The organism is Cohnella hashimotonis, from assembly GCF_030014955.1.
Taxonomy (GTDB): domain Bacteria; phylum Bacillota; class Bacilli; order Paenibacillales; family Paenibacillaceae; genus Cohnella; species Cohnella hashimotonis.
Map to the genome: position 1 here is coordinate 6,397,447 of NZ_JAGRPV010000001.1, position 21,004 is coordinate 6,418,450.

At 60.2% G+C, this 21,004-nt stretch carries 15 protein-coding genes; 1 reads left to right on the top strand and 14 read right to left on the bottom strand.

What is annotated here, in order from left to right; all coding sequences use genetic code 11:
• Positions 1-160: 160 nt before the first annotated feature.
• From KB449_RS25585 to KB449_RS25635, 11 genes are all read right to left on the bottom strand, one after another.
• Positions 161-4,357, bottom strand: coding sequence for an Ig-like domain-containing protein (locus KB449_RS25585; protein WP_282911069.1), 4,197 nt, complete (start codon positions 4,355-4,357; stop codon positions 161-163).
• Between the two features lie 219 nt (positions 4,358-4,576).
• Complete coding sequence (locus KB449_RS25590; protein ID WP_282911070.1) at positions 4,577-5,581, bottom strand: DUF4432 family protein; 1,005 nt, start codon at positions 5,579-5,581, stop codon at positions 4,577-4,579.
• 101 nt (positions 5,582-5,682) lie between these two features.
• Positions 5,683-7,269 carry an extracellular solute-binding protein gene (locus KB449_RS25595; protein WP_282911071.1) on the bottom strand — a complete coding sequence of 529 codons (1,587 nt, stop codon included), beginning with the start codon at positions 7,267-7,269 and terminating at the stop codon, positions 5,683-5,685.
• Positions 7,270-7,327: 58 nt separating this feature from the next.
• The gene (locus KB449_RS25600; RefSeq protein WP_282911072.1) at positions 7,328-8,275 is read right to left on the bottom strand and encodes a carbohydrate ABC transporter permease; all 948 of its coding nucleotides are present in this window, start codon (positions 8,273-8,275) and stop codon (positions 7,328-7,330) included.
• Between the two features lie 37 nt (positions 8,276-8,312).
• Entirely contained in the window at positions 8,313-9,224 is a 912-nt protein-coding gene (locus KB449_RS25605) for an ABC transporter permease (RefSeq protein ID WP_177244178.1), read from the bottom strand.
• Between the two features lie 826 nt (positions 9,225-10,050).
• Positions 10,051-12,336, bottom strand: a complete 2,286-nt coding sequence (locus tag KB449_RS25610) for a helix-turn-helix domain-containing protein (RefSeq protein WP_282911073.1) — start codon at positions 12,334-12,336, stop codon at positions 10,051-10,053.
• Positions 12,337-12,508: 172 nt separating this feature from the next.
• Positions 12,509-12,958 carry a CBO0543 family protein gene (locus KB449_RS25615; RefSeq protein ID WP_282911074.1) on the bottom strand — a complete coding sequence of 150 codons (450 nt, stop codon included), beginning with the start codon at positions 12,956-12,958 and terminating at the stop codon, positions 12,509-12,511.
• A 26-nt stretch (positions 12,959-12,984) separates the two neighbouring features.
• The gene (locus KB449_RS25620; protein WP_282911075.1) at positions 12,985-13,443 is read right to left on the bottom strand and encodes a hypothetical protein; all 459 of its coding nucleotides are present in this window, start codon (positions 13,441-13,443) and stop codon (positions 12,985-12,987) included.
• Positions 13,443-14,231 carry a hypothetical protein gene (locus KB449_RS25625; RefSeq protein WP_282911076.1) on the bottom strand — a complete coding sequence of 263 codons (789 nt, stop codon included), beginning with the start codon at positions 14,229-14,231 and terminating at the stop codon, positions 13,443-13,445. Before KB449_RS25625 ends, KB449_RS25620 begins: the two co-directional genes overlap by 1 nt.
• 196 nt (positions 14,232-14,427) lie before the next feature.
• Positions 14,428-15,423, bottom strand: a complete 996-nt coding sequence (locus tag KB449_RS25630) for a Gfo/Idh/MocA family protein (RefSeq protein ID WP_282911077.1) — start codon at positions 15,421-15,423, stop codon at positions 14,428-14,430.
• A 186-nt stretch (positions 15,424-15,609) separates the two neighbouring features.
• Complete coding sequence (locus KB449_RS25635; protein ID WP_282911078.1) at positions 15,610-16,731, bottom strand: Gfo/Idh/MocA family protein; 1,122 nt, start codon at positions 16,729-16,731, stop codon at positions 15,610-15,612.
• Between the two features lie 153 nt (positions 16,732-16,884).
• Between KB449_RS25635 and KB449_RS25640 the strand changes: the two genes are divergently transcribed.
• Positions 16,885-17,793: an AraC family transcriptional regulator gene (locus KB449_RS25640; protein ID WP_282911079.1), complete on the top strand. Its 909-nt coding sequence runs from the start codon at positions 16,885-16,887 to the stop codon at positions 17,791-17,793.
• A 231-nt stretch (positions 17,794-18,024) separates the two neighbouring features.
• Here KB449_RS25640 and KB449_RS25645 read toward each other — a convergent pair whose 3' ends face one another.
• The 3 genes from KB449_RS25645 to KB449_RS25655 form a co-directional block, all read right to left on the bottom strand.
• Entirely contained in the window at positions 18,025-18,189 is a 165-nt protein-coding gene (locus KB449_RS25645) for a hypothetical protein (RefSeq protein WP_282911080.1), read from the bottom strand.
• A gap of 157 nt (positions 18,190-18,346) precedes the next feature.
• Positions 18,347-19,597: an acyl-CoA dehydrogenase family protein gene (locus KB449_RS25650; RefSeq protein ID WP_282911081.1), complete on the bottom strand. Its 1,251-nt coding sequence runs from the start codon at positions 19,595-19,597 to the stop codon at positions 18,347-18,349.
• Between the two features lie 16 nt (positions 19,598-19,613).
• Positions 19,614-20,984 (bottom strand): LLM class flavin-dependent oxidoreductase, encoded by a 1,371-nt coding sequence (locus KB449_RS25655; protein WP_282911082.1) that lies wholly within the window; start codon positions 20,982-20,984, stop codon positions 19,614-19,616.
• Between the last annotated feature and the right edge of the window lie 20 nt (positions 20,985-21,004).

A 21,004-nucleotide genomic window follows, 5' to 3' on the forward strand; every position in this document is an offset into this window, starting at 1 on the left:
ACTAGAACCTCCGCTTTGGTAAATGAGTTGATGACTCGAGCTGCAACGGCATTGCAGCATGCCCCCGACGCGCTGCGCGTCGACGGCATGCTGGCTCCGTTTCGAATTCGTTACACGCGCGCTGCGTCCTGGGACGCACAAGCGGCGGATCGCTGCTGCATTACACGTTCGGCATGACCGTCACGTCGTCCACGAGCAGCTGCACGGGCGTCGTGCCCGCTCCCTTGACCGAAAACCCGATGCCGCCGGCGGTCAGCGAAGCGTCGGTAAACGTCGTCACTGTCACGCCGCCGATCGACAGCTTGAACGCGCTGCCGTCGATTCTGATCTCATACGCATGATGCGCCGTCATATCGAAGCCCGGAATGACGCTGCCGATATCGACGGTCGTCCCCACCTGCGCCGGCGTCGAGGAGCCCGCATATTTCCACAGCTCGACGGTATCCGTATTTTTGAACTCCAAGAAGTAATAGTTCGTGCTTGAGGAATAACGGAACAACGCCCGGAACCGGTCGGACTCGGCGCCGAAGGACAAGGTATAATTCTGCGCGCTGTACGGGAGGACGGACGTCTTGGTCACCGCCCGCTGAGGACCGGTCGACGTCGTCGTGCCCTTCAGCACGGCCGCCTGCCCGGTGCCCTGGATCTCCCAAGCCGTGCTGCCGAACAGATCCCAATTGCCGAGGCCCCCGGCAAACGTATCCTGGAACAGCGGCTCGGCGGTAACGGTGACCGCGGCGGTCGCCGTAAAAGCACCGTCCTCCGTCGTCGCGGTAATAACGGCGCTGCCCGGCGCGATACCCGTCACCGTGCCGCTGGCGCCGACCGTGGCAACGGACGGGGAGCTCGAGCTCCACAGCACCTTCTTGTTCGATGCGTTCGCGGGCGAGACGACCGCGGTCAGCGCGGCGCTTTTCCCCGCACCTACCGTCAGCGCCGAAGCGCCGAGCGCCACGCCGGAGACCGGCACCTGCGCGGTCGGATCGCTGGCTGCGATCGTCCAGCTGCCGAAGTCGTAGGTCAGCCGTTCATTGCCCTCGGTCGCCGTAAACGTCGTGGCGCCGCGCTCCTGCTGCAGCCATGGCGTATCGAACAGCTTAAACGCCGCATAGTCAATCGGCTGGCCGTTCACCTTGTGCGTGCCGGCGTAGGCGCCGGAAGCACGGTCGAAGGTGATGTCCATCGTATCGCCGCTCAGATTCGTGTAGATCAGCCGCGGATTGTTCTCGTCGATATGCGAGCTGTCGACCGTCGTGCCCATCAAGACGGCGTTTTTAAAGGCCGCGAAGTCTGCATATTCGGAGGCTCCCGCCGTCTCCAGCACCCAGCCGTTTTTGTCCGCCTGACTGCGCAGGATGTTGTAGCTGTAGGACAGCTGCGCGGTCGGATGGAGCTGTGTCGTCGTCTTCACCTTGTTGGACGGATCGGTCGGCGACTGCGTATACCAGGCGTACGGCTTAATCATCTTGAAGGCGAAGTACATCGGACCTGTCTTGCCGAACACCCAGCCGCCCTGTTCCTCCTTCGCGAGGATCGACCCCGTATCCGGGAACATGGCGTTCAGGTAGTTATCGGTCGCGCCGGCTCCGCTCAGCGATTTGTAGACGCCCACCGCCGTCTTGCCGTCCTGCATGATCCGGTGATTCTCGATCTGGTCGTAGTTGCCGATCGGGCTGTTGCCCTGGTCCGCGTTGATTCGGAACAGACTGTCGGGTTTGTCGGACTGCCAGCGCAGCACCGCCTGCATGTTCTCGATCCAGTTGTCGACCCGGTTGTACGTCACCTCGGTGGCGAGACCCCAGGTCGGCTTCACGTAAGCCTGGCGATAGACGTTCATCGCGCGCCCGCTGGAATTTTGCAGGTTCGTTTTGCGGGACTCGTAATCCTTGTCGGTCTTCTGTCCGATTCGAACCGCCATGGCAGGCGGCGTATAGCTCATCGAAGGCGCGAGCACCATGCCGACGTATTCCAGAAACGGCCGATAGGCTGCCGGCACGCCCGCGTCCGTGTCGCCGAATCCCTGCTGCGCGCGATGCGCGCCGAAGTACATCCAGGACAGCAGCGTATGGTCGGCGCCTCTCCAGGTCGGGTCGTTGGCGGAGGTGGCGTCTCCCTTGGACCGGCTCGTGCTGGAGATGAAGTTGCCGTCGATCCAGTCGTTCGCCCACTCGAACCACATGACGTCCATCGCCATCTTGACCTTTTGCTTGAAGTCCGGTTCGTCCGAATACTGGTAGAGCGCGTTCAGGCAAAAATACGTCATAAACGTGTACTCCGGACTCTCGTACTCCGCCCAGCCGCCGCGGACCGCCGCATCGAGCATTTCCTCGATGTTGGCCCGGTTCGCGCTCTTCAGCGCCGCGCCGGACGCGCCGTTCAGGTCGACGACGTCGGGCAGCAGCTGGCCGACCAGATAGCCCGCCGTATAATTGCTCATCCGCAGGTTCTCGGTCTGCGGAAGCTTCGCGTACGCATAACCCGCGAAGTAGCTTTTCACGTGGCCGATCATCGTGCTATCCATCTTGTCTCCGGCGAGCAAGTAGGCGTACATTTTGCTGACCGTCTTGTACTGCTCCCAGTCGTAGGTTTGGAACATCGTGTCCAGCTTCTGCAGGTTGACGGCGACATTCTGATTGTCCACGAGCTGCGCCGCGATCTGCGCGATGTTGGGTACGCCGCCCATCTCGGACATCGACTTCGTCTTGTTCCAGAGCCACTGCTTGCGCGTCTCGAGCGTGCCCGGGAACGGCGCGTAATTGCTGTCCGCCGGCGGAACCTCGCCCACCGCGACATGGTCGAACTTCGTCGTGCTGAGCCTGTTGGCGTCGTGGCTTGTCAGCGCCAGGCCGATGTATACCGTCTCGGGCAGGTTGACGGCCTCTCGCTTGACGAGATTCCAGGCGACCCCATCAGAAGACTCGTAACCGCTGATGACATTGCCTACGCGCGTCAGCTTCACCCAATAAGGCGCCGGCGACTTGGTGCCCGACGTCAGCACCGTGGCCCCTCCCTGCGTCAGGCGATCCTCGAAAATGACCCCGTTCGTCGGCGACACGGCCATCAACGCATGCGGTGATTGACTTGTTATATTGGCCCTGATCATGACGCCCGCCTTGGTCCAGGCGACCGTGTTGGTCATCTCGCCCACGCGCGCCACGATCTGGCCGTCGCCCGTCCACGGCCGGTATACGTAGTGGAACGCGTCGTCCGTGCCCCAGATGTCTGCCCCCGAGGCTTTCACCGTAAACGTGCCGTCGGCAGCCGCATAGCTCGCGCTGCCCGCTACGTTGACGGTGCCGACATCGCGGTCGCCGAACGGTTCCGGCAATCCCGACGCAGACGGGTTGGTCGTTACCGCCAGCGCAGCGCTCTGGGTTGATGCGTTGCCGGCCGCGTCACGCGCCTTGACCGTGTATTGATAGGTCTTGTTCGGCGTCAGGCCGACGGCGCTGTAGCTCGTTGCGGTTCCGGGCGCGGAGCCTGCGAGCTGGCCGTCCTGATAAACATCGTAGCGGTTCACGCCGACATTGTCTGTCGAAGCCGTCCACGAGAGGCTGACGCTCGTATCGGTCTTGGCCGCGACGGCCAGGCCGGTAGGCGCCGTCGGCGCTTCCGTATCCACGGCCGCATCGTGCGTCGCCTCGTACACCGCCAGGTCGTCGACGACGATCGCTTCGTCGGTGCCGCCGGTGTTGACCCGGACGCCAAAGGCGATCTTGATCGAGCTGACGAGTCGTTGCCCGCCGTTCGGCACGATCTGGAACCGGTAGGATGCGATATCGTGATCGTTAACCGTCTTCAGTTCGTTCGGCGTCGTATTGAGATAAGCCGCCGTTCCCGTGATCGTTTGCTTGTCGGGTACCGGAAACCGCGGGACCAGCACGTTGTCGTAATTGCCGAATTGCAGCTGGCTGTAAATGTCCGCATTGACCGGCTTGTCGCTCGCCGCACTGCGCCTGAGCCGGTATTCGTATACGAACTCCACCGGCTCCGCCCCCGTCGGCAGCGAGTAGATCGCGTTGATCCGCGATAGGAGCGCTCCGCTCGACAGCTGATAGTAAAAGTAGCTGCCTGCGTTCGAGCCCAGCGAAGCATCGCGGAACTCGATTGCATTGTTTCCGCTCACCTGCACCACGGACTGTGAAGTTCCCGCTATGTTCGCATCGTACACAAACGGGCTGACGCCGCCGTCGAACCCCGTATCCATATCCTGCTTCAGCCAGTTAACAAGTACCTCCTCGCCGCTTGCGGCGGCTTTGTCGGCGGCCGGCCAGTAGCCCAGCGCCAGCGCGCAGAGCAGCAGGCTGCAGACGGCTTTTTGAGTAAGCGCGGCTAGTTTGTTCGTTCTCATGCTCATTTTCGGTTAACCTCCTCATGAAATGGGTGCTACCGATTGCCGGAGAAAGCGCTTGCGAATGATGCCATCGGAGCGCGTCGGCTCCGTGGCGGAGGGCTGGCGAGCCGCCGGGGAGGCACTTAGCGGCACGGAATGCCGCTATGGGTGCTCGCGTGCTACACGCTTGGTGCTCTCAGCTTCCGGCGAGGCAGCTTCACTTGTGCGCACGCCCAAAATGCCCTACGGCTGCTCTACGCGCATGTTTAACCAGAACCGCCGTTCCTCTCGGGGGGCCAACGTGATGCAGTTGTCGTGGCGCACGCAATCCCCGATATCCGAGTACCATGATGTCGACGGTTCCAGCGCCACCGTGTACAGATCATCGTCGTTGTTCGACCAGTAACGGAGACATGGAAATAAGAGATGGTCCCACTCCAGCAGCAACCTCACGTTCAACGCCGGCTGATAGATGCCCGCGAGACCCTCTTCCAGGTTTTTTAGCGGCATATAGCAGGCTTCCCCGTCCGGCGCCGGCGGGTCCACCGCTCGCAGGTCCTTGTTGCTCCCGCTCGGCAAACGAACCGCATCCACCGCTTCTTCAAAGCTCGCTGCAGGCGTCGTTTCCCGTTCACGCTCGTACCGCACCACGTTAAACGCGCGGCTGCCCTTCGGCAGCAAGATCTCGGCCCCCTCGCCCACCAGCGGGCTGCCGAATGCCGGATGATGCGTCCATATAAAATGGACGTCATCCCGCCCGACGTTGACGACGCGCTCGGCGATGCGCAGAACGCTTTCGCCCGCTGCCAGCGAGAGCGTCTTTTCCACCGCCAGCGGCGTGTACGGAAGCGTGAGCCGACAGCGCAGCGTCACGCACGAACCGCCGTCCTCTTCGACGGCATAATCCCAGGGCACTCCCGCCGCCTCGCCTTCCCGGTCCCGCCCGACTTCCTGCCGCCCGCCTTCGAAGGAAGCCCGGTTCGGCAAAATCTCCTGCCATCCGCCCGGGTAGTCTTCGGCGTAATGCGTCAGTCTGTTTTTCCTCAAATCCCTCCCTTCGCAGAGCGACAAGCCGGCCCGCGTCTTCATCAACAGCTGCAAGTTCAACGGCTTGTAAGTCAGCTCCCAAACATCGGTGCCTTTGCCTACCAGGATTACGGCGCTCAGCCATCCGTTTTCCAGCCTCACCCCCTCGATGCCGTTTACCGCGACGACCGTCGCCGCGCAAGTTTTATCCTCGCGAGTCATGCATTCATCCCGCCGATCCCTGTTCAAATGCGGAGGGCATCCGGTGCGAGATGCTGCCGAATGCCCTGCCGCCGTGCGCTTAAACGATAGGTGCCCGAATCTTACTTCTTCTGCGCCAGGAAGGCGTCGATCTGCTTCTGCAGCTCGACCTGGATCTTTTTGGCGTTGGCCGCGCCTTCCTTCTTCAGCGAAGCCCACGTGCTGTCCGGATCGGTGACGCCGTCGAACAGCGAGTTGTAGTACTTGGCCTCCGTCGCATTGTAGAGCGAGATCTCGTTCATGACCGGCGTCGGATCGAACGAGAAGCCGGTGAGGATGCTCGGCGTCAGGTTGGCGGCGTCCTTGTTGAACTGGTAGTGCTTGATCGTTTCTTCGTCAAAACCGGCGTTCAGTCGGTCCGTCGTCGGATTCCAAACCCACGCGTACGGGAAATACGAGTAGTCGGTGCCGATCTGCTTGTACTGGTCGTCGCCGACCGCCTCGTAGTTTTTGCCTTCGATGCCGTAGGCGAGCAGGTCGTAGTTTTCCTTTTGCGCGGTCCAGTTGAGGAACATCATGGCGCGCTCTTTGTTTTTGCTCACTTTGGGGATCGCCTGGAAGTTCGCCTGCTTGAAGTTGGTGATGTTCGCGCCCTTCTCCATCTTCACGAAGGTGACCGCCTCCAGCTCCGCGCCGGGAACGTTCTTGGCGAGCGCCGTGTTCAGGCTGGACGGAACGCCGAATTCGTTGTATACGGCCGCGCCGACCTTGCCGGAGTTGATGACCGAGTCGATGTCCTTGAGCGCCAGCACGTCCGGATGGATCAGACCGTCCGTGTACAGCTTCCGGGCGTCCTGGATCCAGGACCAGATCGTAGGCTCCATTTCGTCGAACAGGTTGTAAACCTTGCCGTCGTTGTTCTTGTAGTAGAGCACGAGGCTCTGTCCGAGCGCGTCGGAACGGATGTACTGCGGGTATTCCATGTATTCCCGGAATGCGCCCCAGGCCTGGTCCGTCGAGGCGCCCTGGCCGTAAGCGAGCAGCGGGATGACGTCCTTTTCGTTTTCTTTGACTTTATAAGCGTATTGGATCAGTTCGTCGTAGGTCTTGATCGGCTGCAGCCCGTATTTCTCGCGCAGGTCCTTGCGGACCAGATACGTCCGGCCGGCCAGGTGCGTGTTGCCGAGCGGCAGGCCGTAGATCTTGCCCTGGAACTTGTTGGCGTCGAACATCTGCTGCGAGCGGACCTTGATCGCGTCCTGCCCGTACTGCTGCAGCAGATCGTCCATCGGCTCGTAGTAACCCGCGCTGATCATCTGCTCCATATGCAGCCACGGGGCGTCGAAAATCAAGTCGACATTTTCGCCCGATGCGAGCATGACCTGCGTCTTCTGCGCGAGATCCGACCAAGGCACGAACACCAGGTCGAGCTTGACGTTGATATTGTCGGCCATGCGCTTCTCGGCTTCCTTGATAATGACGTCCATATCCGCGGGCCGGTCGCCCGGCATGACGATTTTAAGCGTCACCGGATCCAGCTTGGTCGCCTTGCTCCCTTCGGATGCGGCAGCGGACGAGGCCGGGGCGGAGGACGAAGCGTTGCCCGCGTTGCCCGTGTCCGATTCGTTTGCTTTGGAGCTGCAGCCGGCGAGCGTAGCCGCGAAGGCCGAAGCGATCATGAGCGCGGTCAGGCTTTTTCTAGTTTTCATTCTGTGACCTCCTAGAGTGGTGGTGATCTATTCTCAACCGGATGGCTCCGAATCAAGACTAACCTTTCAGCGCGCCGATTGTAATGCCCTTGACGAAATATCGCTGAATAAACGGATACAGCAGGAAGATCGGGCCGATCGTGACGCATACGGTCGCCAGCTGGACGCTGTAGGTCGGCAGGGGCTGCCCGTAGTTCGTCTGGCTGCCGCCGACATAGGCGCCGATGTTGATGTTGGAGATGAGCTGGCGGATCATGATCTGCAGCGGATGCAGCTTGTAATCGTCGATGAACAGAAGCGCGAGGAAAAAGTCGTTCCAGTATTGCAGCGCGTAGAACAGGCCCACGGTCGCGATGACCGGCTTCGAGATCGGCAGGATGATGCCGAAGAAGATCCGCAGGTCGTTCGCGCCGTCCACGGTCGCCGCTTCGTTGATCTCGTAGGGCAGCGTCCGGAAAAACGACACCATGATGAAGGCGAAGAACGGGTTGAGCAGGTACGGCAGTATGAGCGCCCAGAGCGTATCTTTCAGATGGAGCCAGTTGGCGATCAGGATGTAGAAGCCGACCAGACCCGCGCCGAATATCATCGTAAAGTAAGTCAGGAAGGACAGCGCGCTGCGGTACTTTACTTTCGGATGCGCGAGCACATAAGCGTACATCGCCGTGATCAGCACGGCGAGCGCGGTGCCGGCTACCGTGACGGTCGTCGAGACCATGTAGCTGCTGGCCACCTGCTTGCCGCGGAACAGGAACTCGTAGGCGCCGGTGGAGAAAATTTTGGGAATCAGCTGATAGCCGTAACGCTTGATCGCGGACTCGTCGGCGAACGAATTGATCGCCACGATCCAGAATGGCAGCAGGCAGACGAGCGCGAACAGCCCGGTGAAGGCGTAGATGAAGCCCACGAACGCCCTCTCCGACGGGGAGCGGTCCGCCTTGATCTTCATGGCCTTTCCGGCTCGGCCAAGCTTGCCGGATTGCGCTTGGGTGATGGAGCTTTCCATGCGTGGATGCCGCCTTTCTATTGGACAAATTCAGAATCTAAAATAAGCTGGAGTCTTTGTCGATCCGTCTGGCGATGGCGTTGAAGATGACGATCGTCACAAGCCCCATCACCGACTGGTACATGATAATGGCCGATGACTTGCTGAAGTCGCCCAGCTGCCGCAGCGCCCGGTACGAATACGTGTCGATGACGTCCGTCGTCGGATACAGCGGCGCCGTATCGCCGACGATGCCGTAGATCATGCCGAAGTCGCCGTAGAAGATCCGTCCGACGCCGAGCAGCGCGAGCACGATCAGCACGTTGCGGATGAGCGGAATGGTAATATGGATGATCTGCTGGAACCTTGTCGCTCCGTCGATTTTGGCGCTCTCGTAATATTCGCCCGAGATGCCCGTGATCGCCGCGAGGAAAATAATCGAGTAGTAGCCCGCGAATTTCCACACATAGATGAACGTCAGCACGCCCGGCCAGATGCCCGGCTTCAGGTACCAGTTCTGCGGGTCCATCCCGTTGTCGATCAGCAAGCGGTTCAGGATGCCGTCCGTCGTATTGAGGAAGGCGAACGTCATCATGCTGACGACCAGCCACGAGATGAAGTAGGGCAGGAAAATGAGCGACTGCGCAATCTTCTTGTAGAGCCGGCTGTGGATCTCGTTCAGGAAAATCGCCAGTAGCAGTGCGATTCCGAGGCCGCAGACGATGAACAGTCCGTTCAAAAACACCGTGTTGAACGTCACTTTGTACCAGTCGCTGCTCATAAAGAAAAATTTGAAATTGTCGAAACCGACCCACTCGCTCCCCCATAATCCGTCGGCAAGCCGATATTTTTTGAACGCGATCAGGTGGCCGGCCATGGGTACGTAAGCGAATACGATCAGGAACAACAGACCGGGCAGCGCGAGCACGTATAAATATTTGTTGCGTACGATTTCTCTTACGATGGGCACCTTGAATCCCTTCTCCTCTCCTGCTGGCTGCGTTTGATTGGCGATGTCCCAAGCTTAGGTCCGGTCCGAACGGTCTGTATAGTTCTGGTTGAGGAAATGGGGCGGAAGCGGCGTTCTGCATACGGAAAAAGCCCGCGGCGGCGCGGATTCGTCAAGGTATTGAATGCGGAGATCGGGTTCGAAAACGGGAAATACCGCGGAAAACAGGGCTAAATTTCTCCCCTCTATCCCTTCGGCCTGCCGGTCCCCGCTCGTGTCGCCCATCGTGCTGCTTCCGACCGCAGATCGTCCGATCATTCGAGAGGAACCGTTACACGTCCGCTTCAACTCGCCAACCTGCCCAATCATCCGACAGCCATTCGGATGAGCCGGCCTAATGCCTGCCCGCGTCGTTCCTTCGCCATAAAGCCTGCAAATATACATCTAATTTTGGCGATGCCGACCCTTTCGAGAAGAAAAGATGCAAAAGCGCATGTATTTTCGTCTATCAGCCCGATTTCAGGCTTGTGCATTGCATTTACCTGCACATTTGCAGGTAGTTCATCACGTGCTGTTGATCGGCAGAAAATACATGTACAAACGCAGTTTTTTTCGCCCCGCCCTACGTCCGATAGTCCCAATCTTGTGGACTTCATGTCAAAAACCGCTCTTCAAGTCATTCACATGACTTGAAGAGCGGCTCGCTCCTTACCCGTTCGCTTTAACTTGCTTGTGTCACCTATGTCCTGGCGGGAAGCGCGACGCTCCCCTGACGTTCCACTTTACATCTATGTCTCTCATCTACGCCTTACTCGCTTTGCCTTGCCCAAATCGCTTCCCCCTGCCCCTATCCCCCCAGCGTGTCCCTGTATTGGGTGGGCGTCAATCCTGTCGCTTTCTTGAAGATCGTGAAGAAGTGGCTCTTCGTCTGGAAGCCCGCGCGCTCCCCGATGTCCGTGACCGTCCAGTCCGTCGTCGCCAGCAGCTCCTTGACCTTGGCGATTCGCTCCTGCAGGATGTATTCGGACAACGTCACGTCCAGCGACTCCTTGAACAGCTGCCTCACGTGCCGGGAGGAGAGCGAGACATGCTCTGAGATCTCCTCGATCGTGAGCATCGGATCGTGCAGGTGGTTGCGCACGTAGTCCACGATATCCCTCACGATCTCGTCCCGCCGGCTCGCTCCCTTCTTGCTGCTCAGCTCCTCGACAATGACGAGCAGCTCGCGCTCGAGCCATGCCCGTACGCCCGTCAGCGTATCGAACGACTCGAGAATGCTCTCGATCCCCTCGATCGACGAGACCGACGGCAGCTTGTTGAACGTCTTGAACAGCGTATACAGCATAAGCGACAGCTGAATCTTGCTCTGCGCATAGTGCATCGTCTGCATATGGGCGAACAAGCGATCCAACCCTGCGGCGGCTTCGTCGGCTTTGCCCATGCGCACGCTTTTGATCAACTCGTCGAGCAGTTGGTCGTCCGGCAGGGGCTGCACGCTGCGCATATAATTTTCAAAATCGCGTTCCAGATAGATCTTGTCCTCGCCTGAAACGAACTTGAGCATCGTCAGCTCGAGAATGTGCTGGTACGCGGCCCGGATATCGTCGCCGAACGCCCGCGCCTCGCTGACGGCAACCGTCACCCGAATCTGCGTCCACCGGTCGATCTGCGACTTGGCTTCCTCGAGCAGTCCAGTCAATCGCGCCGCCTGTACCCCGTCCCCGGAGAGCAGCAGCACGACATGGTCGCTTCCCAGGTCCACCGCCTCGGCGCCTCCGTTCCGCCGCAGAATCTCCTCCTCGATGTTGCCCATCGCGTACTTCATCAGCTTGCGCGAGGCAAACTCGTACTTCTCCTGAAACGCGCTGTACCCGTCGATGCGGATCACGCCGATATACAGGTTCCCGTACGCGAACAGTTCCGAGTGCTCCCGCAAATACTGCTCGACAGGCGGAATCAGCTTACCCTGAAGAATCCACTGACGCAGGTATTCCGACTTGATGACGTCCCGGTGCTCGCGCATCGAAGAGTCGAGCTCCACCATCCGGCTCTCCAGCATCTCGATGCCGTACCGGATGACGCTGTGCTCGGCCAGCGGGCCCTCGTCCTGCCTGCGTTGCAGCGACGGTCCGAGCTTGGTCTCCAACTGGCTCGCCAACTGGGAGAATGGCTTATAGGTACGCCTCGAATTCCAGAACAGGATGCCAAGAAGCAGCGCTACCAGTCCCGCCAGCACAATCATCAGCTTGGTGCGGAACGCGTAAAAGTCCGCATTGATTCCCTCCAGCTTGGCCATCTGATAAAGGGTCCAGCCCTGCGGCTCGATCCTGGCGTACTGTACGGACCACGATTCCTTTTCGAATCGCTGCTTGAAGCTGCCGGAAGCGCCGGAAGCGCGAGACGCGAGCTCCTTGTACAGCCCCTCGCTCGATCCGGACGCCTCCGCCGCTCCCGACGCGGCCCCCTCTTCATCCGGACCGAGCATCAGCCGCCCTTCCTCGTCGAGCATAAAGGAGATAAACCCCGCACCCTTGTTTTCCTTGAGCAAATACTGCTTCATCAGCGCGTCGTCGAGCAGCAGCACCAAATAACCGTACGAGGGCTGGCCCGACGGCACGGTGGGGATCATCAGCGCCAGCGAACGCGTACCGGACGTACGATGAACGAAAAAGCGCTGGTAAGCCTTGGCCGGCGTCTTCGCAAGCCGCAAAATGTCCTGGTCGTCAAAATCGGCGAACGAAGTAATGCCGTATGCGATGTCGATCACGTGCTCGGTACGCATATTGAGCAGGTACGCGTTTTTCAGAAAAGGCTCGGTCGTCCTGTACTTGGCCGCCGCCGCGATCGCCTCGATCTCGTGGTCCTGCGTCTCCGCATCGGCCGTCATCCAAGCCTGCACGCTTTTGTCGGCGTACATGGTGAAGCCGTAGGCGATCATTTTATCGAGGATGAAGGCTGCATTGTCCCGGGAATGCGTAATCTCGGTCTTGTTCACCTTGTCGATCTGGTTCAATGCGAAAATCGAGAACTGCCGAGTCATAAAAAACACGACGGGCACGGAGACGAGGACGAACAGCAGGCACGAGCCCAAGAAAATGCGGATATGCGTCCTTCTCGGCATAAGCTTCTTCATCGACGTCATTCTCCCCGCGCGCTGGTAAATTCATCTTGCCCATAAACCCATGTTCTTTTAGAACATTATCGCATGAAAAACAAACATTACAATCCCCCTAAAAGTCGTTCTTCCGCGCAAAAAAGACTCCACTCCGCGCTTGCCGGAGTGAAGTCCGTGTCCAATAAAGCTGTCAGCCTTCTTTACGCATAAAACGAAGATGCCATCGCAAGAACAGCAGGCCAAGAAAGTAAACCGCACTGGAATAGTAAAGCGACCACCCTTTATACACCAGATACCCCGTCTTGATCGACAGCCATTCGAAAAAGAGAGCCGCGGCGACTGCTGCAACTAGATAAAGCACGAACAGCTTTGGACCCGACGGCATGAAGTTCAAAGCCAATACGCCGGCGGTAGGCGGGAGCGCGATCTGCAGGATGAGATCGGACAGAGACACGTCGGGATTGATAAAATCGTAGAGATCGAGCAGCAAACCGAATGAGAGATCGGTATAGATCGTGAGCGCGATCATGACGAAATACGTGATATAAATTTCCTTCCCGGTTAGTCGCTTTGGCGAAAAAATCAGCGCGGCGACGGCCGCTGCGGCGCTGGAATAGGCAAACCAATTTCCGGCATGCATGGCATCACCTCCCGTTTCGATGTGGATTATTTCGTTTTGGCCAATCCGAGCGCCTTGTGGTCCCACAGGATATCGGTCACAATCGAGGTCTTATCCTCTTCGCAGGTCACCACCAGGATGACGTCCCCTCGGTTCCCCTTGAGGATCGCGGTCCGTCTTTTCCGGCGCTTCCTCAGATATAGAAGCCCGTTGATCGCGATGCCTAGAACGAACCCGGCAACTGCCCCGATAAGACCCCAAATGACCGGTCCCCAGGCCCAGACGAACCCTTTACTCGCCCCGACCGTAGCGAACATAAAGGCCAGGACCATGCCTTTGTCCAAGAAGGACAAGCCGTCCGCGCGGTGCAGGCTGTCCATCAGCCGCGGCTCTTCCTTGCGCATGTCGAGCGGCACTGCGTAGATTGAAGAGACGCCGTGCGCCTCCAGCTCCGTAATGGCAATCTCGAGCAGGGTCGAGTAATCGAACGTCGCGAATATCTGCATCAGTCCACTTTGCTCCCGATCGTTAATGTGACGCCTGGCGGCTGGTAGTTTTGAACGAGGTGGCGTTTTAAGGAATGGTCAAAAAGCTTGTTGTTCTCCACGGTGGTGACATAAGCGTCGTAGATCGTAAAAAAGTAAAATGAGGGAACGTACAGCAGCCACTGGGCGTCCACTGCCTCCTTGGACGACCGAAGATCGCCAAGAATCAGGTCGTGCACGGCGAGAATGATATGGGACTCGCGTACGAGCACGATCGTACTTATCAGAATAAAGGTAGCGAGCACAATGCGATGAAGGTAAAGCTGTCCGACGCTCGGTATGCCGATCGACCAGATGACTGCGATCCATGGCTTGCGCTTGTCGAGATAATTGACCTCGAGCGCGCCGATGCTGAATTCGCTGTACCTCGCGTTCTCCCTGCGCGCCAGCACGTACACTTTGTTCATATCGACCGCCGTACGGTAGCTGTCCCAGATCGCGAACAAATAGACGGGGATATACAGGGACATAAACCTGGGGTCCAGCGCGTCTCGCGCCGCTTGGAACTCGCCGTTGAACGAATGGATGATGGCGAGATTCAGGTGAATTTTCTGGTTGATATAAAACTCCCATAGGATCAGCAAGTACCCACGGATATATTTGTTCAGCAGCAGATGGCCGAAGCCCGGGAACGCCGTCGACCAAAAAGCGATCGTATACGGATTGCGTTTGTGAATCTGCGTCGTCCCGAACATGCTGACGTATGCCTGGTAGCGTCTGGCGCGAAAGGGATTGGAGAAGTTGTCCATCGATTCACCCCGAAGTCCATGACCGATATTAAGCGAAAGACGCGATTCGCCGCAACGCTCGCAATTGTAGATTGTTCCTTGGCAGGATGAATTATTCATCCATGATGCCATGAAGGAAGCGCAGCATAAAAAAGGACGAAAGAAGAGAGCCAGCCTCTTTATCGTCCTTTTTATGATACGGAATATTCTCAAACGGTCAGGCTTCGGTCGGATACTTGAGCCCCCACGGTTCGCGGACCCGGTCGAGCGTCTCCATGATGCGCACCGTCTCGTCGACCGTCAGCGTTTCGCTCTCCTTACGGCCCTCGCGCAGACACTCCATTGCCTCGATTGCCTGGTAGAAGTGACCCGAGGGCTCGAGCTCATGCTTGAAGTCGACCGGCTCCTCGCCGTTTACATGGAGCGTAGCGGCTTTTGCGAAAAGGAAGCCCGGCACGACGATGCGTCCCTTTGTGCCGTAAATAACGGCCTCGTTGGACATGGCCAGCCGAACCGCGCCGTGCAGGGAAGCCGTACGGCCGCCGCCGTACTCGAACAGCAGCGAGAACTGCTCGTCCACGCCCGTCTCGCCGATGACGACGGAGCTCGCAATCTTGGAAGGCTGCTCCCCGCCGTATACCATCGAAGCGAACGACACCGGGTAGATACCGGCGTCGAGCAGCGTGCCGCCGCCTTTTTCCTTGTTCAGCAAGCGCCCCTCGGGATTCCAGCCCGCGTCGAAGCCGAACTCCGCCTTCACGATGCGCACGTCGCCGATGACGCCGCTGTCCAGCCATTCCCGCACCTTGACGATCGCGGGCAGATAACGCGTCCACATCGCTTCCATAAGGAAGAGCCCCTTCTCGCGCGCCAGATCCGCGATTTCCTTGGCCTCGGCCGCGTTGATCGTGAACGGCTTCTCGCAGAGCACGGACTTGCCGCCGCGCAGCAGCGTCAGCGCGTTCTCCTTGTGAATCGGGTGCAGCGTGCCGATGTAGACGATCTCGACGTCCGGGTCGGCCGCGAGCTCCTCGCAGCTGCCGTAGGCGCGCGGGATGCCGAACTTCTCGGCAAAGGCCTGCGCCTTGTCCAGCGAGCGTCCGGCTACCGCGACGAGCTCCGCGCCCGGCGCGTGCGGCAGCTCCGTGGCGAAGTTGTCCGAGATGCCCCCCGGCCCCATAATGCCCCATTTTACGATGCGTTGTTCCGCCATGATCGAGTCTCCTTTTCCAATCAGATAACTCTACCTTAACCGATTCGGAAGAGGAAGCAAAGCGATTCGGCGAAAAATTAACACGTGTTCACAAACGAGCGGAAGCGAAGGGGATCTCGCCCCTCCGCTTCCTTAAGCACATGCAAGTTTAATGCCGCTGCTTGTAAACGCCGTTAACGCAACCGCTTATCGCAGCGATATCGTCCGTTTCTCCTCATGCGAGCGGACGATCGCCTCCAGCACCCGCTGGTTCTCGTAACCGACCGCAAAGTCCGGAAGTCCCGGTCCCGGCACGCCGGCGAGCATCGCCGCGAAGTCCTGCCATTGATTGAGCCGCTCGCGCTGCGGCGACCGTCGGATCTCCCTCACCAGCTCGCCCGTCTCCGCGTCCACGCGAATCCACGCGATCTCCTCCGGCCGCTCCGTACTCGCCATCAGCGTCCCCTCGTCGCCGAAGATCGACACCTCCAGCTGGTTGCCGGAGCCGATCGCATTGCGCGTCGTCTGGAACAAGCCTGCCGCCCCGTTCGTCATCAGCGACTGAAAGGATGCGAAGTCGTCCACCTCCACCGTTCTCGGCTCGCCCGTGCGCGGATCGGTCCGTTCGGGGATCAGCGTCTGCAGGCGCGCGGATAGCTCCTCGAACGTCCCGAACAGATAGTGCGCCAGATCGATCATATGCGCGCCGAGATCGCCGAGCGTCCCCGTGCCGGTGACGTTGCGGTCGAAGCGCCAGACGTACGGCGTCTTGTAGACGGCCGCGCCCCAGCCCTGCAGGTATTGGATCGAAAAGCTGCGCACCGCGCCGATGCGGCCCTCGTCCAGCATCCGCTTGACCAGCCGGAACGCCGGCGTGTAGCGATAGCTGAAGCCGATCATCGCGGGCACCGGATGCGTCGCGAACAGCGCGTTCAGCTCCTCGGCTTCTTCGAACGTACGGGTGAACGGCTTTTCGGATAAAAACGGCTTGCCTGCCAGCAGACACAGACGCATGACCTCTGCGTGCAGCGCGTTCGGCGTGACCGAGACGACGGCATCGACGGCTTCGTCCGCGATCAGCCTGCTGTAATCCGTATGGCGTCTCTCGGACGGAATGCCGAGACGCTCGCCGACTTCGTCCAAGGCGGTTTGCTGCACGTCGCAGATCGCCGAGATCGCGATTCCCTCCAGCTTGAGGAGGCCGTCGATATGGGCCATTGCCATGCCGCCCAGCCCCACGACGCCCAGACGCCGCGTCTGGCCGGCTCCCTGCGCAACCTGTGCGTCCGCAGCCTCTCCCGCCGGCCTGTCGATCGAAAAACCTGCCATCTATCGTCCATCTCCTTTGCCTATCTTCTGCCTATCGTTTGCCTATTGTTTGTCCCTCCCAGTATAGGCCGTGTTAAGATGAAGGAGAATGTCCGATCGAGACTGCTTTTGTACAAAAGCGACTTTTATAATTGCGAGAGAGGAGTGTGCCGCATGCTGTCCATCCGCGCAGACATGGTCCCGAGCATCAGGGTCGCGGGGTTCGTCTCCTACCGGACGCCATGGCTTCACTTCAAACGGAAAACGGACGAATACATCCTGTACTTCATCAAAAGCGGAGAACTGCATTTGACGGAGGACGGCACTGCCTTCAGGCTTAAACGCGGCGAAGCGGTCCTGCTGGAGCCGGGCTATGAGCATGAGGGGTTGGAAAAGCATGCTTGCGATTACTACTACATACACTTCAGCCATCCGGATATTCGCAGGCAGGACGACGACGATCGCGATACGGTCGCGCTAGCCAGACGCACGATGCTTCAGCAAGAAGCGGAGACGCGAGAGGACGGCGGGGACCGCGGGGACGGGAGATACTATCTCCCCAAGTTCATGTCTTTCGCGGGCAAGCCTTATGTGCATCAGGCGCTCCATGCGCTCGGCGAGCTCCTGCAGCTAAGCGGACGCAGGCAGTACAACCGCCATCTGACCGCGCTCAAGTTCGCCGAGCTGCTCGTCGGTCTGGGGCGCCAGCATCTGCTCGAGGCGCTCGCCGACTCCGGCGGACACGGCGCCAAGGCGCTGGTCAAGGTCAACGCCCTGCTTGAGTACATTCACCGCAACTATGCGCAACGCATCACGGGCGAAGAGATCGAGCGCGACCTCGGCGGCAACTTCGATTACCTGAACCGCGTCTTCAGGCAGACGACCGGCTTGCCGATCATCCGGTACATCAACCGCGTCCGTATCGGACATGCCAAGGAGCTGATGCAGGCGACGCCGCTCAGCTTCGGCGAGATCGGCTACCTGACCGGGCTGGGCGACCCTTATTACTTCAGCAAAGTGTTCCGCAAGCACGCGGGCATGTCGCCTACCGAATACTGCAGGACGGTGCGGGAGAACGGATGACGCCGGTATTTAACTGGCCACGACGTTAAAGGGAACTTTTTGCCCTTACAGCACCTTTTCGACCGCATCACCAGCCTGTAGAGTAACTTTTTGACCCTACAGACCTATAACGACTGCAGGAAGGCGCCCCCATACATTGTTCTTCTCGAACAGCTTGCGGGAATAGCCGGTCGCCACCGCGAGGCACGGCGCGAGCGCAAACAATAAAATGCCGTTGAGCGCCTGGCTGGGCTAAAGCGCCACGCCCCTAATGAAGTCCTTGCCGTATTGAAAAGCGAGCCACAGCGCCAGCCCGCCCATGTTCAGCACGATCGCCCAGAAGCAGCCGCCGCGCTGCCCTCTCGTATTCGCGTTCAGCGCTATCAAAACGAGCGATGCGACGATTTTGACTGCCACCTCCTCCAAGCTAGCGATGTCTGCAAGCGATCGAGCCCGTACTTATACCTATCAGGTTGTCTCCGCGATCATGCCTAGCTTTGGCACCGCAACCGATGAAGCGAGACATGCCAAGAAAAATGCGGGCAACAACTTGGTTCGGCGCCATAGCGTTTTTTCAGCGGCTTGTCCAGCGCGCCGCTGCGGCCAGTTCTTCCCTGCCGGCCGTTTCCCGCTGGCGGTCGACCGGGTCGTGCAGCGTCAGCGTCCTGGCATTGCGGTAGAAGCGGTCGATCCCGCATTCGCGCGTCGCCGCACGCGCGCCCATGACCTGGAACACCCCGCCGGTCACATCGAGCGCCGCATCGGTGGCGGCGATTTTGGCCTGGGACGCCGCGAGCCGGATGCCGCGCCGCAGCTCCGGGCCGCCGTCGTGCGTGCCCAGCAGCCGCGCCGCCCGCAGCACGAGCTCCCGCGCGCCGGCGATGCGCGTCGACATGTCGCCGACGCGCAGCAGCGTATACGGATCCTCCGCGGCGCTGCTCGCGCCCGGCCATGGACGCGCGCGCTCGCGGACGTAGGCCAGCGCCTCGCGGAGCGCGCCGGCGGCCATGCCGACGAACTGGGCCGCGAAGTTGATGTGGAACTGAACGGCAAAATACGCGGCATGTGCGCTGTACGCACCAGGTCCGCCCATCACGTGGGCGTCCGGCACGAAGACGTCCGCGGCCTCGACCTTGCCGCTGCCCGTGCCGCGCTGGCCGATGCCGTCCCAGTCGTCGATAACCGTGACGCCCGGCCCGGACAGCCCGACGACCGGCATCATGTACCGGTCGTCCTGCGAGCCCGCCGCTTCGGCGGACACCGAGCGCCAGAACGCCCATTTCGCCCCGGGCGAGCCCGTCGCGAAGATCTTGCGACCGTTCAACAGATAGCCGCCTTCCGCGCGGGTCAGCACGCTGGCCAGCGCCATGCGATCCGCGCCGGCCTCGCTGCCGAAGCTCGCGAACAGGTGGCCCGCCAGCGCCTCCGCGAAGAAGAACCGCCGCTGCTCCGCGTCGCCCATGGCATGGACGAGCTGCACGCCCGTGTTGTGCAGGGCGAACACCTGCGACGTCGATGAGCACCATGAGGCCAGCTCCATCAGCACGAGCGGGAGCAGCTCCGCGTCGCCCCGGTAGCCTGCGCCCCCGCCGCCTTCGGCGATCGGCACGCACAGGCCGGGCAGCCCCGCGGCCTTGAGCGCGTCGATCGCCTCATGCGGGTACCGCGCCTCGCGGTCGATGCGGATCGCCGCCGGCCCGATCGCCTCGATGCCGAGCCGACGCACGCGCGCGAGCAGATCGCGCTGCGACGGCGAGCGCTCGAGCAGCTCCTCGTCCGCGCTCAGCAGCCCTGCGTCTTCCAACGTTTCATTCTTCCGGGTCATCGTGCGCGCCCCCGGCTCAGGACAACCGCGACACGTCGCGGAACGCCGCGCCCGGATGGTGCTCAGGCAATCGGGCCACGCCGTTGCCGAACAGCCGCTCGCGGAACGTGCCCTCCCCGTACTCCCGCTTGAACAGTCCGCGCTCCTGCAGCACCGGCACGACCAGCTCGATGAAGTCTTCGTAGGAGGCCGGCAGAATGTACGGCTCCAGGTTGAAGCCGTCGACGTCCGTCTCCTCGACCCAATCCTGGATCTTGTCCGCCACTTCCTCCGGCGTGCCGACCACGGTCAAGCCGCGGAACCCCTTCTTCAAGAAATCGTCGGCCACCTCGCGGACGGTTTTCTTCGTCTTGCTGTGCTTGGTGAAGCGGTCCGTGTGTGTCTGGCCCATCTCGGTATGGATGTTTTCAAAGTACGAATCGGGGTCGAGCTCGGTCAGGTCGATGCCCGTGACGCCGGCATAGCTGGACAGCGTGGCCTCCGCGCTCTGGTAGGAGAGATACTCCGCGTGCTTGCGTTCGGCTTCCTCCTTCGTCGGCGCGACGACGACCGACAATCCCGTGAACACCTTCACGGCGGCCGGATCGCGGCCGTACTCGGCGGCGCGGCGGCGGATATCGGCGACCTGGTCGCGCAGTACCTCGATCGTCGGCGCCTTCAGGAACACGCCTTCGGCATGCTTGGCAGCGAACGCCCGGCCCCGCTCCGAGCTGCCCGCCTGGAAGATGACCGGCGTCCGCTGCGGAGACGGCTCTGCCGCGTGGTAGCCCGTCAGCTTGAAATACTTGCCCTCGTGCACGATCTTGTGCACTTTGTCCGGATCGGTGAAGACGCGGTTCTCGCGGTCGATGCGCACCGCGTCGTCCTCCCAGCTGCCCTCGAACAGCTTGTAGCTCACATCCATGTACTCGTCGGCCATGTCGTACCGCTCGTCATGCGGCAGGAACAGGTCCTCGCGGCCGAACAGGTCGGCGGCGGATTTGTTGCTGGTCGTCACGACGTTCCAGCCGATGCGGCCGTCCGTGACATGGTCGAGCGAGGAGAATCTGCGCGCGTTGGCGTAAGGCGCTTCGTAGCTCGTGGAGGTCGTCATCGTGAACGCGAGGTTTTTGGTCACCATAGCCAGCGCGGGAATGAGCATCATCGGATCGTTGCCCGGCAGGCCGGTCGCCTCGCGGAAGGCGAGCTCGGTCCGCGCCTTCGGATACCCGTACGTATCGGCGAAAAACATGAAGTCGAACTTGCCCCGCTCGAGCAGCTGCGCGATGTTTTTCCAATACTCGATCTTGCTGTAGTGAACCCGATTCTGATCGGGATGCGCCCAGATGCCCTGGGTGAGATGGTTGACGCTGTTCACTTCGAATACGCCAAGATGAATTTGTTTCATATCGGTTCCAGCCTCTCGAT